The organism is Neorhizobium tunisiense (assembly GCF_039631515.1).
In the GTDB taxonomy this organism is placed as follows: domain Bacteria; phylum Pseudomonadota; class Alphaproteobacteria; order Rhizobiales; family Rhizobiaceae; genus Neorhizobium.
In genome coordinates, this window is the sequence record NZ_JBDIUU010000003.1 from 172,745 (window position 1) to 188,217 (window position 15,473).

At 61.8% G+C, this 15,473-nt stretch carries 14 protein-coding genes and 1 riboswitch; of the genes, 7 read left to right on the plus strand and 7 right to left on the minus strand.

Annotation, left to right across the window (positions count from 1 at the left end; genetic code table 11):
* Positions 1 to 57 precede the first annotated feature (57 nt).
* Complete coding sequence (locus ABCW43_RS14925; RefSeq protein WP_037081355.1) at positions 58 to 315, minus strand: YMGG-like glycine zipper-containing protein; 258 nt, start codon at positions 313 to 315, stop codon at positions 58 to 60.
* Positions 316 to 356: 41 nt separating this feature from the next.
* A complete protein-coding gene (locus tag ABCW43_RS14930) occupies positions 357 to 512 on the minus strand; it encodes a DUF3309 family protein (protein WP_007775119.1) in 156 nt (51 codons plus the stop codon).
* Between the two features lie 725 nt (positions 513 to 1,237).
* Here ABCW43_RS14930 and ABCW43_RS14935 point away from each other — a divergent pair.
* The 5 genes from ABCW43_RS14935 (at position 1,238) to ABCW43_RS14955 (ending at position 7,546) form a co-directional block, all read left to right on the plus strand.
* Positions 1,238 to 4,456, plus strand: coding sequence for a helicase-related protein (locus ABCW43_RS14935; RefSeq protein WP_345926231.1), 3,219 nt, complete (start codon positions 1,238 to 1,240; stop codon positions 4,454 to 4,456).
* 5 nt (positions 4,457 to 4,461) lie between these two features.
* A complete protein-coding gene (locus ABCW43_RS14940; protein WP_345925763.1) occupies positions 4,462 to 4,875 on the plus strand; it encodes an Hsp15 family ribosome-associated heat shock protein in 414 nt (137 codons plus the stop codon).
* A 203-nt stretch (positions 4,876 to 5,078) separates the two neighbouring features.
* Positions 5,079 to 5,417: a ferredoxin FdxA gene (gene fdxA, locus ABCW43_RS14945; protein WP_046637350.1), complete on the plus strand. Its 339-nt coding sequence runs from the start codon at positions 5,079 to 5,081 to the stop codon at positions 5,415 to 5,417.
* Positions 5,418 to 5,804: 387 nt separating this feature from the next.
* Positions 5,805 to 6,377, plus strand: a complete 573-nt coding sequence (locus tag ABCW43_RS14950; protein ID WP_046631724.1) for a CarD family transcriptional regulator — start codon at positions 5,805 to 5,807, stop codon at positions 6,375 to 6,377.
* Positions 6,378 to 6,679: 302 nt separating this feature from the next.
* Positions 6,680 to 7,546, plus strand: a complete 867-nt coding sequence (locus ABCW43_RS14955; protein WP_007771992.1) for an RNA polymerase factor sigma-32 — start codon at positions 6,680 to 6,682, stop codon at positions 7,544 to 7,546.
* A 15-nt stretch (positions 7,547 to 7,561) separates the two neighbouring features.
* Here the strand turns inward: ABCW43_RS14955 and ABCW43_RS14960 are convergent, their stop codons facing one another.
* Complete coding sequence (locus tag ABCW43_RS14960) at positions 7,562 to 9,076, minus strand: M48 family metalloprotease (RefSeq protein ID WP_345925769.1); 1,515 nt, start codon at positions 9,074 to 9,076, stop codon at positions 7,562 to 7,564.
* A gap of 322 nt (positions 9,077 to 9,398) precedes the next feature.
* Between ABCW43_RS14960 and ABCW43_RS14965 the strand changes: the two genes are divergently transcribed.
* Both ABCW43_RS14965 and ABCW43_RS14970 read left to right on the plus strand, forming a co-directional pair.
* Positions 9,399 to 9,911 (plus strand): winged helix-turn-helix transcriptional regulator, encoded by a 513-nt coding sequence (locus ABCW43_RS14965; RefSeq protein WP_345925771.1) that lies wholly within the window; start codon positions 9,399 to 9,401, stop codon positions 9,909 to 9,911.
* Positions 9,912 to 9,973: 62 nt separating this feature from the next.
* A complete protein-coding gene (locus ABCW43_RS14970) occupies positions 9,974 to 11,323 on the plus strand; it encodes an MATE family efflux transporter (RefSeq protein WP_445738953.1) in 1,350 nt (449 codons plus the stop codon).
* Here ABCW43_RS14970 and ABCW43_RS14975 read toward each other — a convergent pair whose 3' ends face one another.
* From ABCW43_RS14975 to ABCW43_RS14990, 4 genes are all read right to left on the minus strand, one after another.
* Entirely contained in the window at positions 11,324 to 12,031 is a 708-nt protein-coding gene (locus tag ABCW43_RS14975) for a thiamine ABC transporter ATP-binding protein (protein ID WP_345925775.1), read from the minus strand.
* A complete protein-coding gene (thiP, locus tag ABCW43_RS14980; RefSeq protein WP_345925777.1) occupies positions 12,024 to 13,643 on the minus strand; it encodes a thiamine/thiamine pyrophosphate ABC transporter permease ThiP in 1,620 nt (539 codons plus the stop codon). The genes ABCW43_RS14975 and thiP overlap by 8 nt, the downstream gene beginning before the upstream one ends.
* A 4-nt stretch (positions 13,644 to 13,647) precedes the next feature.
* Positions 13,648 to 14,658 carry a thiamine ABC transporter substrate binding subunit gene (thiB, locus tag ABCW43_RS14985; RefSeq protein ID WP_345925779.1) on the minus strand — a complete coding sequence of 337 codons (1,011 nt, stop codon included), beginning with the start codon at positions 14,656 to 14,658 and terminating at the stop codon, positions 13,648 to 13,650.
* A gap of 40 nt (positions 14,659 to 14,698) precedes the next feature.
* A riboswitch (TPP riboswitch) is annotated at positions 14,699 to 14,807 on the minus strand.
* Positions 14,808 to 14,888: 81 nt separating this feature from the next.
* Positions 14,889 to 15,338 (minus strand): response regulator, encoded by a 450-nt coding sequence (locus ABCW43_RS14990; protein WP_345925781.1) that lies wholly within the window; start codon positions 15,336 to 15,338, stop codon positions 14,889 to 14,891.
* Positions 15,339 to 15,473: the final 135 nt, after the last annotated feature.

Sequence of the window (15,473 nt, forward strand, 5' to 3'; positions counted from 1 at the left end):
AAAACCGGCGCCGATTGCTCGGGCACCGGTCCTGAGGGACTGGATTATTGCTCGCGATTAGCGGCAACGCGCCTCGTAACGGCGGCCGTAGCGGTCGCGATAGATGCAGTAGCCGCGGCGTTCCGAGGACTGGCCGATCGCAGCGCCGACAAGGCCGCCTGCAACCGCGCCAACTGCCGCACCACCCCAGCTATTCGTCACGGCACCACCGATCACCGCACCCGTTCCGGCGCCGATTGCTGTGCCGCGTTCAGTTGCAGTACAGGAGGCGAGCGTGCCGATCATGCAGCCCGCAATCAGAATCTTCTTCATCATGTCAGTTTCCCTTCCCTTTGGTACACACGGCTACGCCGCTTTTAAATCCTGCCCATCAGCAGCAGGATAATGATGATAAGCACTACAAGGCCCAATCCGCCCGACGGACCATAGCCCCAACCCCGGCTATAGCCCCAATTCGGCAACGCGCCAATGAGTAGCAGAATGAGGATGACGAGCAACACGGTTCCGAGCATGGTTTTTCTACTCCGCTAGACAATCCAGTATGGATTTGGCGAGGAAACGTAGCACCGCGATTTTTGTTCCATCGGCTTGCACGCGTGTGCTCTCACGGGTGGTGAAAGTGCGTTAGCCAATGTTAATGGCACCTGAACGATTCGCTTCCGAGGTCTTTACCGCAGCGATTTTCTTGCGGGTCTCTCCTGGTGGCACCTACCATATCTTGTGAGAACAAATGGCGAAGACATGGATGTCTGTGATTCGTCGGCGATTCGTTCCGCGTTTGGCCCGAATCTTAATTCCGTGCTCGAACGAGGCTGGAGCAGCCTCGATCGGTTGATGAAACATTAACCATATCAATGGATTGACTCTTTCGATTCTTCATGAAAGCGCAGCTTCGGGATGAATCCTTCGGTGGTATGCACCCAATCTTGATGCAGATTCAGGATGTCGTGGGCGGACCCGGGACCGCATCAACATATAGCGGTGAACAAAAGCTGAATCTTCTGGAGTCTGCGATTCGTCTCCGATTCGTTCGCGTCTGTTCCTTGGGCGTTTGAAATTCGAATCGCCGAGCCTTGATTTGCTGCCTTCGGCGATCATTCTGCGGCCGCAAAACCATTCTTCAGGCTTGCGTTTGCCGGCCGAGATCGCCATGTGTTGCGTTGCCTTGAGTTTTGGGCGAAGGCGCGAGACTTGAGGCTTATGTGATGCGCGGAACCAGGCATTGAATTTCCAGCCCATGATGCTCAGCGGGCGCGGCGTCACCGCCGTCCTCGGACCTACCAATACCGGCAAGACCCACTATGCCATCGAGCGAATGGTGGCGCATGGCACCGGTGTGATCGGCCTGCCGCTCCGGCTGCTGGCGCGCGAGGTCTATACGCGCCTTGTCGAGAAGGTCGGTGTCTCCCAGGTGGCGCTTGTCACCGGCGAGGAAAAGATCACTCCGCCGAACGCCCGCTTTTCCGTCTGCACGGTCGAAGCGATGCCACGCGAGACGAAAGCCTCGTTCGTCGCGATCGACGAGGTGCAGCTCGCGGGAGATCTCGAACGCGGCCATATCTTTACCGACCGCATCCTGCATCTGCGCGGCCGCGATGAAACGCTGCTTCTGGGGGCGGCGACCATGCGGCCCATCCTCGAAAGGCTGCTGCCGGGAATAACCGTCGTCGAGCGGCCGAGGCTCTCGCAGCTCTTCTATTCCGGTGAGAAGAAGATCACCCGCCTGCCGCAGCGTTCCGCGATCGTGGCGTTTTCGGCCGACGAGGTCTATGCGATCGCCGAGCTCATTCGCCGCCAGCGCGGCGGCGCGGCGGTGGTGCTCGGCGCGCTCAGCCCGCGTACCCGCAATGCGCAGGTCGGCCTCTACCAGTCCGGCGACGTCGAATATCTCGTGGCGACGGATGCGATCGGCATGGGCCTCAATCTCGACGTCGATCACGTGGCGTTCGCTCAGGACCGGAAGTTCGACGGCTATCAGTTCCGCAGCCTCAATCCGGCGGAACTCGCTCAGATCGCCGGCCGCGCCGGGCGGCATGTGAGGGACGGGACGTTCGGCGTGACCGGGCAGGTCGCGCCTTTCGAGGACGAACTGGTCGAGCGAATCGAAAGCCACCACTTCGATCCGGTAAAAGTGCTGCAATGGCGTTCGAAGAACCTCGACTTTTCGTCGCTCAAGGCTCTGCGGGAAAGCCTGGATGCCTCCCCGACCCTGCAAGGGTTGACGCGGGCGCTTCCTGCGACAGACAGCCAAGCCTTTGATTATCTTTCGCGTTATCCCGAAATCAAGGATATCGCCACAACGCCCCAGCGGGTCGAGAAGCTCTGGGAGGCCTGTGCCCTGCCGGACTATCGTCGAATTGCGCCGGCACAGCACGCCGACCTTATTTCGACTCTTTTTTCCGATCTTGTACGCTTCGGGACGGTGAATGAAGAATTCATGGCGGAGCAGGTTCGCCGCGCCGACCGCACCGATGGTGAAATCGACACATTATCGGCCCGCATAGCGCAGATCCGGACCTGGACCTACGTCTCTAATCGCCCTGGTTGGCTTGCCGATCCGACACACTGGCAAGAAAAGACACGGGAAATAGAGGATAGGTTATCGGACGCGCTACATGAAAGGTTGACGAAACGCTTTGTTGATCGCAGGACATCTGTGCTCATGAAGCGCCTGAGAGAGAATGCGATGCTGGAAGCTGAAATCAGTGTGAATGGCGATGTCTTTGTAGAGGGACATCACGTCGGGCAATTGGCCGGTTTCCGGTTCACGCCCGTTTCGGGAACAGAGGGGCCCGACGCCAAGGCGGTGCAGGGTGCCGCTCAGAAAGCGCTGGCGCTCGAATTCGAGGCGCGGGCGGCAAGGCTTTATGCATCGGGCAATAGCGACCTGGCGGTCGGATCCGATGGTTTCGTGCGCTGGCTCGGCGAGCCTATCGCCCGTCTTGCGGCAAGCGACCATGTTATGCGTCCGCGCGTCATCCTGCTTGCCGACGAGCAACTGACCGGCCATGCCCGTGAACATGTGCTCGCCCGCCTCGAGCGCTTCGTCAATCATCACATCGCGACGGTTTTGAAGCCGCTCGACGATCTGTCGCGTGCCGAAGACCTTCAGGGCCTCGCCAAGGGGCTCGCCTTCCAGCTCGTCGAAAGCCTCGGTGTGCTGTTCAGGCGCGACGTGGCCGACGACGTGAAGTCGCTCGATCAGGACGCGCGCGCTTCGATGCGCCGCTACGGCATCCGTTTCGGCGCCTACCACGTCTTCATGCCCCTGCTTCTGAAGCCGGCTCCGGCCGAACTCATCACGCTCCTCTGGGCGCTGGGGAACGACGGCCTCGACAAGCCTGGTTACGGCGATCTCATTCCGGCTCTGGCCGCGGGGCGCACGTCGGTCGTCGCCGATCCGACATTCGAGCGGATGTTCTACAAACTCGCGGGTTTCCGTTTCCTCGGCAAGCGCGCCGTGCGTATCGACATCCTGGAGCGCCTTGCCGATCTCATCCGTCCGCTTCTGCAATGGAAGCCGGGCTCGACGCCGCGTCCGGAAGGGGCGTATGACGGTCGCCGCTTCACGGCTACGACCGCGATGCTCTCCATTCTCGGCGCTACGCCGGACGATATGGAAGAAATCCTCAAGGGCCTCGGGTACCGTGCCGACGCCGTGAAGGCGGAAGAGGCACAGGCGTTCCTCGCAGGCCACGATGCAAGTTCCGTGAACGCTGCGGCTGCTCCAGCTTCGGCAGGAGAGGCACCGGAAGTCTCCGAAGCAGATGACGCCGATGCGAGTGACGCTCCGGTCGAGACTGCAACGGAAACCGTTTCGGCCGAGAATGCGACGGAAGCGGCTCCCGCCGAGGCCGTGGTCGATGCTGCGCCGGCTGAGACGGCGACTGCAGAATCGGTTGCTTCGGAAGAGGCTCCCGCTGAGCAGGCTGCGGCTGGAGATGTCACCGACGAGGCAAAGGCTGCCGATGCTGGAGAGCCGAAGCCGGTCCTGTTGTGGCGTCCGGGCGGCGGCCGTGAAAACAACCAGCGCGGCGGACGCCCTCAGCATGGCGATCGTCGTGGCCATGGCGGCCAGCGCAACAATGCCGGTGGCGAGGCCGGCCAGCCGGCCCAGGGCCGTCGTGATGAGCGTCGCGACGGTGGCGAGCGGCGCGATGCGCGCCCGGCCGGCGAACGTGGTGGCGAGCGCAGCGGTGGTGAACGCAAGGACGGCGGCAAGCCGAACCGCGACAACAACCGCCGGCCAGATAACAATAATACCAACAATCGCGGGGGCGATCGCCCCAACCGCGGGGAGCGCCACGAAGGTGGTCCGCGTCCCGACCGCAACGACCGCGGCAAAGGGTCGCAACCTGCGCGCTTCGAGGCCAAGCCCCCCCGCAAGGAAAAGCCCATCGATCCGGACTCGCCCTTTGCAAAGCTTGCAGCTCTCAAGGAGCAGATGAAGAAGTAAGGCCCATGACGGAAAAACAGCCACAATCCGGTTCGCGCCAGCGCATCGACAAGTGGCTGTTTTTTGCCCGCATGGCGAAGTCGCGGTCGATCGCCCAGGATCTCATCCGCTCGAACCACGTGCGGGTGAATGGGGACCTGGTGTCCCAACCCAGTTCCCAGGTGAAGCCGGGTGACCGTATCGATCTCACGTTGGAGCGTCGCGGTCTCGTGCTGGTGGTCAAGGCCGGCGGGGAAAGGCGAGGGCCTTTCGAAGAGGCCCGGATGCTCTACGAAGATCTCAGTCCTCCTCCTGAAGAAACCAAGAGGCTGACCTTGTTCGAACAGGCGCAACGCGCGCAGGGAAGCGGCCGACCGACCAAGAAGGAGCGCCGCGAGACCGATCGGCTGTTTCCGGGTATCGATGCGGACCTAGATTAGAAAAAACGACCCGCTGCGCCTAGGTTTTCAGCACGGATATCCTTGCTAAGCAAAGCCAAAGGCTTTACCTGACTGTCGAAAAGCCGGATCGCCTACCTCCTGTCATTTTTGCAGTTGGGTTTTCGCCTCTCCCGGCTTTCCGGTGTGCCGGCGCTTCCCATCCGTCGACGTGCCGCTGATCCGCGATAGTCTTGGAGTGCCGCATGACGTATGTCGTGACCGACAATTGTATCCGCTGCAAATATACCGACTGCGTCGAGGTCTGCCCGGTCGACTGTTTTTATGAAGGCGAAAACTTCCTCGTCATCCATCCCGACGAATGCATCGATTGCGGCGTCTGCGAACCGGAATGTCCCGCCGAGGCGATCAAGCCGGACACGGAACCGGGTCTCGACAAATGGCTCAAGATAAACACTGAATTCGCTCAGATCTGGCCCAATATCACGGTCAAGCGCGATGCGCTGCCCGAGGCCAAGGAGATGGACGGCGTCACTAACAAGTACGAGCAGTATTTCTCCGCCGAACCCGGCAAGGGCGATTGAGATTTGCCGCGACGGAATGGCTCGGAAGCTGTTTCGAATCACTTTGCCTTTTTGTTGGGCAGAGCGCGGCTGTAGCGCTCTGTGCACCTGCAAAAGCAAATTATTGATTTCCGCACTTTTTTGTGGTAGACAACAAGAACTGTTCCACAAGACGGCACGTGTGTGCCCAAAAAACATCACGAAAGCAACAGACCACCCAAAGCGCGGTTTCCGTGACATTGCAACGCTTGAATGTTGTCGGTCGCAGTACCCCGATGGGTGTTTTTTCGCTCGCGTTGGTCGGACCAGTATGGAGTGACCCGACGGTTTCCCCCGTCTCATCCGGGCCTGACAGACCCGGTTCCCCCGACCCGGCAATGGGTGAGTAACAGGGAGTTTGTGAAACGAATGACGACTCAGCAGAAAAAGACTTCTCCCGCACGCCAGGGCTTCAAGACTGGTGAATCGATCGTATATCCCGCTCATGGTGTAGGCACTATCTCTGCGATTGAAGAGCAGGAAGTTGCCGGCATGAAGCTCGAGCTTTTCGTAATCGATTTCGAAAAGGACAAAATGCGCCTCAAGGTGCCGGTCGCAAAGGCCGTCAGCATCGGCATGCGCAAGCTGTCCGAAACGGATTTTGTGGAACGCGCTCTCAAGGTTGTTCAAGGCAAGGCCCGCGTGAAGCGCACCATGTGGTCGCGCCGCGCCCAGGAATACGATGCAAAGATCAATTCCGGCGATCTGATCTCGATCGCGGAAGTGGTTCGTGACCTCTATCGCGCCGACAACCAGCCGGAACAATCCTATTCCGAGCGTCAGCTTTACGAAGCCGCCCTCGACCGCATGGCTCGTGAAATCGCTGCCGTCAACAAGATGTCCGAAACCGAAGCCGTCCGCCTTGTCGAGGTCAATCTCGCCAAGGGTCCCAAGCGCGGCAAGAACATCGAGGAAGATGAGGCGCAGGAAGAAGCGGCCTGATCATCCATCCATAGTCCTACCAAAAACCCGGCCTTCGTGCCGGGTTTTTTATTGGAACTTTTTGCCTGTCTCCGCGTTAATCCGCCGGAACGGCGAACTGATGTGCGTCGGTTTGCGTTCGGGACAGCTAAGTGCGGGGCAGAAGATCGGTCTTTCGAACCGATTGTGAATCCCCCGCTGAACTCAAGACGAGGGGAGCAAAGGCGGCAGGAAAACAGGCAATCATCGTTCGGGCTTGTCGCACGGTGTCTCTAGTTTGTGCCCGCTGTTTTTGTCGGATCAGACCGTTCACGGAGAACACGATGACAGCCATGTCCGCAGATCGCACCATGATCAAGATAGCAATGTCCGCTCCATATCTCGCCCGGGAGGAGGAGCGCGATCTGGCGGTCCGCTGGAAGGACGATCAGGACCAGGATGCCCGCAACCAGATTGCCCTTGCGCATATGCGTCTCGTGATCGCCATGGCCTCGAAGTTCCGTGGCTTCGGATTGCCGATGAGCGACCTCGTACAAGAGGGCTATGTAGGGCTGCTCGAAGCGGCGGCAAGGTTTGAACCCGCCCGCGACGTGCGTTTTTCCACTTATGCCAGCTGGTGGATCCGCGCCTCGATGCAGGATTATATTCTTCGAAACTGGTCGATCGTGCGGGGCGGCACCAGTTCCGCGCAGAAGGCGCTGTTCTTCAATCTTCGCCGGCTGCGCGCCAAGCTCGCCCGCGGCGATTCCAATCTCACCGCCCGGGCAATTCACGAAGAGATCGCAGTGGCGCTCGGCGTCAGCGTCGCCGATGTCCAGACCATGGATGCCCGCCTTTCCGGCAATGATTCCTCGCTGCAGGCGCCATCGATCGCCGGCGATGCGGATAGCGGCGAACGGCTCGACATGCTGGCGAGTGCCGAACCGCTGCCGGATGAGCAGGTTTCCGGGATGATCGACGGCGAACGGCGGCTGAAATGGCTGCAGGGCGCGCTCACCAAGCTCAACGACCGGGAAAAGAAGATTATTCGCGCTCGCCGCCTGACGGACGATGGCGCGACGCTCGAAGCCTTGGGGGCCGAACTCGGCATTTCAAAGGAACGCGTGCGGCAGATCGAAAGCCGGGCTATCGAAAAGCTCAAGTCGGCGCTGGTGTCGGCCAATCCGCAGATGGCTGCGGCCGCCTGCTGAGGCGGCCCCCCGATCTCATTCGGAAATGATCTTGAATTTCTGGCCCGGGGAGATCGTCCCCCCGGCCGGCAGCGCGTTGATCAGCTTGAAAAGATCGAGCTTGCGATCCGTTCCCATCATGCGCGCCGAAAGCGATGCGATGGTGTCGTCCTTGGTCGCCGTGACGATGCGGACTCGCAGCGGCTTCAGCGCCGCAATTTCCTGAGGCGTCATCCGGCGGAAGGTCGAACGCAGAATCTCGGCAGTCGTATCGAGCGCCGGACTGCCCTTCGGCACCGCCGTCAAGAAGCGGAAAATCTGATTGTCGACCCGGATGACGGTCACATCGAAATCCCAGCGTTCGGCGGAAGCCCGGGCAGTTGCCGCAGGCATGCCGTTCACCTGGATCTCCCGCACCGTCTCCGGCTGCAGACCCGCGACCCAGCCGCTCGTCAGATAGTTCGGCAGATTGTCGTTATCGCCTGCGGCAACGCCGTCGAAGCGGATCGCCGTTTCGCCCGGGCCGGTCGCCAGCACCGCTTCCACCTTGTTGTCGATCCGGAAGTCCGGCGGCACGTCGAAACGGATGCCGAGGCCGCCATGCAGAAAAGTCTGCCCGCGAACATAACCCTCCTGCGGGCTGTCACCGTAGAGCAGGCCATCGATGCCGGCGATGTAATAATCGCGGCCCTTGTCGCCGACGGTGCCCTCCTGGCCGAAATTGCGGGCATGACGGCGGGCAAGATCGACGCGCTGGGCGGAGTTCGGATGGCTCGACAGAAAGTCGAGGCTTTGATCGTTGTCCGGATCGACCGCCGAATAGCGGGCATAGGCAGCCATCGAATCCAGGAAGCGCGCCGCGGCATAGGGGTCGTAACCCGCTTCGCCGAGCATCCGCACGCCGATCACGTCGGCCTGCAGTTCCTGCTGGCGCGAGAATGCGGCGAGGCGAAGCTTGCCGCGGGCGAGCGCCTGCTTGCCGGCGAGATCGCTGGAGAGGACTTCCGCGACGACGCGGCTCGCGATCACCTCCGCCTCTTCGCGGCGCTGGCGTTCGATGCCGTGGTTGGCTGTGACGTGGCCCATCTCGTGGGAGAGCACGGCCGCGACTTCCGATGCGTCATTGGCAAGCGCCAGAAGGCCGCGCGTCACGTAAAGATAACCGCCGGGCAGCGCGAAGGCGTTGATCGCCGGCGAATTCAGAATGGTGATGCGGAAGGACTGGTTGGGGTTTTCCGAAACGGCGGTCAGCGCGCCGGCAATGCGGGCGACCAGCCGCTCGGTCTTCGCGTCGCGATATTCGCCGCCGTAGCTCGCAACGATGCGCGGATGCTCGCGCGCGCCCATCTGCGCCCGCGGATCGTTCTTCTGCACCTCGTCGACGATTTGCGGCGAGTCGGAGGGAGAGACATTCGGGGTATAGGCCTGGTCGAAGAGCGACTGGCAGCCGGAAAGGATCGCACCGCTGAACAGCAGGGCGCCCAAGGCCCGCCGACCGGGCAGGGCACGGACAATCGTCCAGACAGCCGGGATCGCTGTGTCGCGCCTCATCGTCCTCGTCTTCCGCACCATCATTCCCAAGGTCCGCCATCCAGCTTGGCAGAGGTCCTCTCGATCCAAGCCGGCTCCTTCTCTATGTCGCTTAGCGATTTTCGCGTCGAATGCACAGATGCTCTTATTGAAATATGTCTTGCTGGTGCGTTTGCAATGAAAATCCCCGCTGCCTTTCCGCGATGCCATCGTGGCACGTCCAAATTGTGGCGAGCTTTCTGACGGTCCGGCCGTCTCCGTTGCGAAACGTGATCACGCGAATAGTGACTTGCAATTTGCTAGTTACTTATGCCACAAGGCTGCCGTCACCTGGAGCGATCCCATGAAACGAGCAGGTCCCACCGACACCGGATGTCCGGTGCTGCGCAGTCTCAAACATGTCGGCGAGGCCTGGAGTATCCTGATCCTGCGCGATGCGCTGGCGGGTGCCACCCGCTTCGACGAATTCCAGCGCAATCTCGAGATCGCTCCAAACATCCTGACCAACCGGCTGAAGTCGCTGGTCGAATCCGGGCTGATGGAAAAGCGGCGCTATTGCGAACGTCCTCCGCGCGACGAATATCACCTTACGCAGCGCGGCCGCGACTTCAGGGCCGTGGTGCAGGCGCTGCTCACCTGGGGCAACCAGCATCTGGCGCCAGAAGGCGAAAGTGTGGTGATCGTCAACAAGGAGACCGGCGAGCAGGCCGAGCCGGTGATGATCGACCGCCGCAGCGGCAAGCCGCTCAGCGACCCGGTTTTCACCAATGCGGCGGGGCCTGCCGCGAACGAACGCATCCGCCGCCGTTACCCGTCCATGAACCAGTTCCCGCAGCATAGGGAGGCCGATCGATGAGCGCCGTTACCACCGAAGCCGTCGAAGCGGCATCTATCTTCGAAGACGTGGACGCGGCGCCGATCAGCCCCCGAACCCGGCAGCTGCTGCAGGATCCGATCCTGCCGATGCTGATCCGGCTCGCCTGGCCAAATATCCTGATCATGCTCGCCCAGGCCTCGACGGGGCTGATCGAAACCTGGTGGGTTTCGCATATGGGCACCGCGGCACTGGCAGGAATGGCCCTGGTCTTTCCGGCCGTGATGCTGATGCAGATGATGTCGGCTGGCGGTTTCGGCGGGGCGATCTCCTCGGCCGTCGCCCGTGCGCTCGGCAGCGGCCGGCGTGAGGACGCGGCACTGCTTGCCTGGCACGCAGTCGTGGTCAATGTGGCGCTTGGGCTGTTGTTCTCGGCAATCATGATCGCTTTCGGCCGGCCGATCTATCGCGCGCTTGGCGGCGAGGGGCCGGAACTCGAAGCCGCGCTCACCTATTCGAATGTCGTCTTCGGCGGCATGATCTTCGTCTGGCTGATGAATGGCCTGGCAAGCGTCGTACGCGGAACGGGCAACATGCTGTTTCCGGCATTGGTCACCTGCGTGGGGGCTGCACTGCTCGTGCCGGTATCGCCGTTGCTGATCTTCGGCTTCGGCCCGTTCCAGGGGCTCGGCATTGCCGGCGGCGGGCTGGCCCTGGTGCTCTACAGTTTCGGCGGCACTGCGGTTCTCGCCTGGTATATCGTCTCCGGCCGCAATCTCGTGCGCTTCGGCGTCGGTCCGCTCCGTTGGGCGATGTTTCGGGATATCGTCCGTCTCGGAGCGGCTGCGGCGATCAATTCGGTTCTCACCAACGTGACCATCGGCATCGCCACGGCGCTGGTGGCGACCAAGGCGGGGGTCTCGGCGGTTGCCGGTTTCGGCACAGGTGCACGGCTCGAATATCTGCTGATCCCGGTGATCTTCGGCATCGGTGCGCCAATGGTGGCGCTGGTCGGCACCAATATGGGCGCCGGCCAGAAAGATCGCGCAATGCGCATCGCCTTCACCGGCGCCGCGATTGCCTTCGTCATCACCGAGACGATCGGCCTGATCGCGGCGATCTTCCCGGTCGCGTGGATTTCGCTGTTCAGCGAGGAGCATGGAGCGATCGACGCGGGCGTCGCCTATCTGCAGATCGTCGGGCCGGTCTACGGTTTCTTCGGCGGCGGGCTGGCGCTCTATTTCGCCTCTCAAGGGGCGGGCCAGCTGCTCTGGCCGCTTGCCTGCGGTTTCCTGAGGCTCGCCATTGCCGGCCTCGGCGGCTGGCTGGCGCTGGAATTCACCGGATCGCTGAACGGATTGTTCTTCGCGCTGGCGGCCGGACTGGTCGCTTATGGCGGGATCCTGTTCCTCGCGATCCGCTCCGGCGCCTGGTTCCGCGCAAGGGCGGCCTGATCAGCCGGAGAGAAATTCGGCAAGTGCCGGTATATCGCGCTGGCTAAGGAATTCCTCGGCCGGCGCCTGCAGCAGGATACGGCCGTGGTCGATGAAGATCGCCTGGTCCGCCAACCGGCCTACTTCATCCGGATCATGGGTGACGACCAGCACGGTATTGCCTGTCTCGCGATGCAGGTCGATGAGCAGGTTGGCCATCGAAAGCCGGAGGCCGGGGTCGAGCGCCGCAAACGGCTCGTCCATCAGCAGGACCGGTTTTCTGCGAACCAGAGCCCGGGCAAAGGCGGCGCGCTGTCTTTCGCCACCGGAGAGCGTCCCCGGCATCCGTTTCTCAAAGCCGCCCAGCCCGACGCGCTCCAGCGCCTGCGATATAGTGGCCCGGTCACTGCCGGACAGTTTCAGCGAAGGACTGATGCCCAGTCCGACATTGGTGGCGAGGTCCAGATGGGCGAAGAGATTGTTGTCCTGAAAGACCAGCGATACGGGACGCTCGGAGGGATGTTTTTTCGTCACGTCCCCGCCCGCGATCAGGATACGGCCACGGTCGGGCGCCTCGAAGCCGGCAACGAGGTTGAGGAGGGTTGACTTGCCGGAGCCGGAAGGGCCGGTGATCGCGGTCACGGCGCCGGCCGGAACCACGCAATCGAAGCGAAATTCCTTCATACCAAGCCTGAGCTCGACCTCTTCGAGCACGATCCCATCAGCCATGCTTTTCTTCCCGTTGACCGGCAGTGCCGATCATCGTCAGCCCCAGACAGATGATGCCGAGGATGAGCGCCAGCCCGTCGGCATCATTGGTGCGATAGCTGGATAGCCGGCTATAGACAAGCCAGGGCAGGGTGGTGAGCTCGCTGGAGCCGAATAGCGCCACCGCGCCGAGATCGCCGAGCGAGAGCGCCATGGCGAAGGACAGCGCCGTCAGCAGCGGCTTTGCCAGAACCGGCAGATCAATCCTGCGCAAGCGTGAAAAGCCCGAGAGGCCGAGGCTTGCGGCAAGCCTGCCGGTCCGCCTGCGATGCAGTTCGACGGCGGGTGACAAAACGCGCATCACGAAGGGAAGCGCCATCAGCATGTTGATGATCGCCACCAGCGCCGGGGCGAAGCGCGCGACATCGCCGAACGGGCGCAGCATCAGGAACCAGCCGGTCCCGAGCACGACCGGCGGCACGAGCAGCACCAGCGAGGACATTCCACCCAAGGACACGGAAAACGCCCTGGCCGTTCCGCCGGGCCGCTTCATGTCGGCTATTGCCTCACGCCCGGCAATCATCGCCAGCGAGATCAGAACGGCCAACAGGCCGGCGGAAAGCGCAATGGTGAAACTGGTCCAGGCAGCGCGCAGGAAGGCGGCGCTGTTGACGAGGCCCCAGAGATTGGCCTGGACGCCTGCGCCAACGATGGATGCGAGCGGCAGGATCAGGAATGTCGTGGCGAGCAGGATAGCGAGCGTATCCCAAAGCCTTGCCGGCAACGTTCGGCCATCGAACCGGCGGGTCGCCCGGCCGGCGGTCACGCCAGCGTCGTCAGGGGCTGGAAGAAACGAGATCGCGATCAGTATGAGCGCCGTAATGCCGATCTGCAGCAGCGACAGCGCTATGGCGCGCGGCGGATCGAAATCGAAACGCAGCGACTGGTAGATCGCTACTTCAAGCGTCGTTGCGGCCGGCCCGCCGCCAAGCACCAGGACGAGCGTGAAACTCGTGGCGCAGAGCATGAAGATCAAGCCCGTTATTCCGGGGATGACCCGGCGCGCCGCCGGCCACTCGATGAAACGGAAGACGGAAAAGGGTTTCATCCCCAGGCCTGACGAAAGCAGCCAATATTCCGCCGGCAACCGTTCCAGTGCCGCCAGCAACAGCCTTGCGGCGAGCGGCAGGTTGAAGAACACATGTGCAATCAAGATGCCGGATAGCCCGTAAATGCTCACCGGTTGCTCAAGGCCCAGTTTCAACAGCAGGCTGTTCATTACTCCTTGCCGGCCCCAGATGCCGATCAGGCCCAGCGCGCCGATCAGCACCGGCAGGCCCATCGGCAATGCCATCAGCCGTATGATCCAGATGCGGCCCGGAAAACCTGGGCGGCGCGCGAGCGCGAGGGCGACGGGGAGTGCGAAAACCACCGACAGGAGTGTCGAGAGAGCCGCCTGCAACAGGGTGAAGCGCAGAATTCGCCAGGTATAAGCGGTGAACAGCCGGCTTTGGGTGCTGCCGGCATCGAAGGACAGAAGTGCGGCGACCGCCATGCCGACGAAGAAGGCGATTCCGGTAAGGCTCAGCAGCCCCCAGCCTATCCCCCTTCTCCGTTCAGCGCGCGTCAGCATCGGATCAGTTCATGCTCATGGCGGTCAGCCATTCGTCGATCCAGGCCTGCCGGTTCCTGGCGACCTCGTCCGAGCCCATCAGGAACGTCTTTGCTGGCTGAACCAGCTTGCCGAAGGCGTCGGGAAGCGGCTCGGACGTCTTGGCAGCTGGCATCATCCAGTTGGTGGTCGGGATGACGTCCTGGAAGGCCGGAGACACCATGAATTTCAGGAACTGTTTCGCCAGATCCTTGTCCTTCGCCCCCTTCAGCATGCCGGCGACTTCGATCTGGATATAGTGACCTTCGGAGAAGGAGGCGGCCTGGTAGCGGTCTGTCTTCTCCTCGATCATGTGATAGGCCGGCGAGGTCGTGTATGAGAACACCATCGGCACTTCGCCCTTGGTGAACAGGCCGTAGGCTTCCGACCAGCCGGGAGTGACGGTCAGCACTCGCCTGCGAAGCTTTATCCAGGCCTCCGGAGCCTTGTCGCCATAGACCGATTTCACCCAGAGCAGCAGGCCGAGGCCCGGTGTCGAGGTGCGCGGGTCCTCGATGGCGATCTTCTGCGCCGGATCGCCCTCGACCAATTCCTTGAGGCTTTTGGGCGGGTTCTTCATCGCCTGCGCATCGTAGACGATGGCGAAATGGCCGTAGTCGTAGGGGATGAACGTGTCGTCGCTGTAATTGCCAGGGACCTTGGCCGCCGAGGCGTCGAGCCCATGCGGCTCGAAGAGGCCGGTCGCTTTCGCCTCGGAGATCAGGTTGGTATCGAGGCCGAGCGCGATATCGGCATCGGTACCCGGGCCTTCGAGTTTCAGGCGGGTGAGAAGCGCCACGCCGTCGGCGACGCCGACGAAATTGAGCTTGCAGGCGCAGGTCTTCTCGAACGCCTCCTTGACCTTGGGTCCTGGTCCCCAGTCGGAAATGAAACTCTCGTAGGTGTAGACGGTCAGCGTCTTTTCCTGCGCTTCGGCGGGCGCGGACAGGGAAAAGACGGCCGCGGCCGCGAATATCGAAAGAATGGTCCCGCGCATGAGCGTCTCCTCGTTTTGGTGACAAAGGGGACCAGGCGCTGATGAAGAGCCGTCTAATCCCTCCGCCGGTGTTAACCGGATCAGGTTCCGCGGGTTGGCCCGAAGGCCTCTCAGCCGCGTGAAAACGCGCGGCACCCCGTTAGAGCGGATCAGATTTAGCGGTGGTGGGAATGGCTGGCAAGAGGCGGCCTCTTGCCGGCTACGGGCGGATCCCGCAGGATCAAGATTTCTCAGCGGTTCTGAGAAAACACTTTCAGTTCACGCGGAACGACCGCCATGCCGCCGAGCCGGTTGGCGACGGCGTAGCCGATCGCCTTCTCGACCACATCGGGCATGACCGGTTTGGTGAGAACGCCGAGCGAGCCTTTGACGCCGTCTTCCACATCTTCCGGATTGCCCGTCATGAAAACTACGGTGATGCCATATTGTTCGGCAAGCTCGCGGCCAATTTCCGGACCGGTCCGGCCGTCGGAGAGATTGACATCCACCAGAGCAATATCGGCATGGGCAGCCAGAGCCAGCGCATGTTTGCGGGCATTGGCAAAACCGGCGACTTTCAGGCCCATGGATTCGATCGTCTCGGCCACATCGAGCGCGATCAGAAACTCGTCTTCGACGATCATAACTCGCTGATTCATCGCCTCAGTGGCCAGCCGACGACGCGTAACATTTGTCAGCATTGGATGTCCCCATTCGGTTGATCGGTTCCCGGCAGGCCGATCCGTCCCCGGGACATTTCGACCACTGTTCGCACCCAGAACGTCTCGGGACATCATATGTTCCGGTCCGCGACAAAACTTTTTTCAGCTAACTAC

What these genes read in the sequence shown, in the direction of transcription:
- ABCW43_RS14925 (WP_037081355.1), bottom strand. Translation starts at nt 315, where the DNA reads ATGATGAAGAAGATTCTGATTGCGGGCTGCATGATCGGCACGCTCGCC.
- ABCW43_RS14930 (WP_007775119.1), bottom strand. Translation starts at nt 512, where the DNA reads ATGCTCGGAACCGTGTTGCTCGTCATCCTCATTCTGCTACTCATTGGC.
- ABCW43_RS14935 (WP_345926231.1), top strand. Translation starts at nt 1,238, where the DNA reads ATGATGCTCAGCGGGCGCGGCGTCACCGCCGTCCTCGGACCTACCAAT.
- ABCW43_RS14940 (WP_345925763.1), top strand. Translation starts at nt 4,462, where the DNA reads ATGACGGAAAAACAGCCACAATCCGGTTCGCGCCAGCGCATCGACAAG.
- fdxA (WP_046637350.1), top strand. Translation starts at nt 5,079, where the DNA reads ATGACGTATGTCGTGACCGACAATTGTATCCGCTGCAAATATACCGAC.
- ABCW43_RS14950 (WP_046631724.1), top strand. Translation starts at nt 5,805, where the DNA reads ATGACGACTCAGCAGAAAAAGACTTCTCCCGCACGCCAGGGCTTCAAG.
- ABCW43_RS14955 (WP_007771992.1), top strand. Translation starts at nt 6,680, where the DNA reads ATGACAGCCATGTCCGCAGATCGCACCATGATCAAGATAGCAATGTCC.
- ABCW43_RS14960 (WP_345925769.1), bottom strand. Translation starts at nt 9,076, where the DNA reads ATGAGGCGCGACACAGCGATCCCGGCTGTCTGGACGATTGTCCGTGCC.
- ABCW43_RS14965 (WP_345925771.1), top strand. Translation starts at nt 9,399, where the DNA reads ATGAAACGAGCAGGTCCCACCGACACCGGATGTCCGGTGCTGCGCAGT.
- ABCW43_RS14975 (WP_345925775.1), bottom strand. Translation starts at nt 12,031, where the DNA reads ATGGCTGATGGGATCGTGCTCGAAGAGGTCGAGCTCAGGCTTGGTATG.
- thiP (WP_345925777.1), bottom strand. Translation starts at nt 13,643, where the DNA reads ATGCTGACGCGCGCTGAACGGAGAAGGGGGATAGGCTGGGGGCTGCTG.
- thiB (WP_345925779.1), bottom strand. Translation starts at nt 14,658, where the DNA reads ATGCGCGGGACCATTCTTTCGATATTCGCGGCCGCGGCCGTCTTTTCC.
- ABCW43_RS14990 (WP_345925781.1), bottom strand. Translation starts at nt 15,338, where the DNA reads ATGCTGACAAATGTTACGCGTCGTCGGCTGGCCACTGAGGCGATGAAT.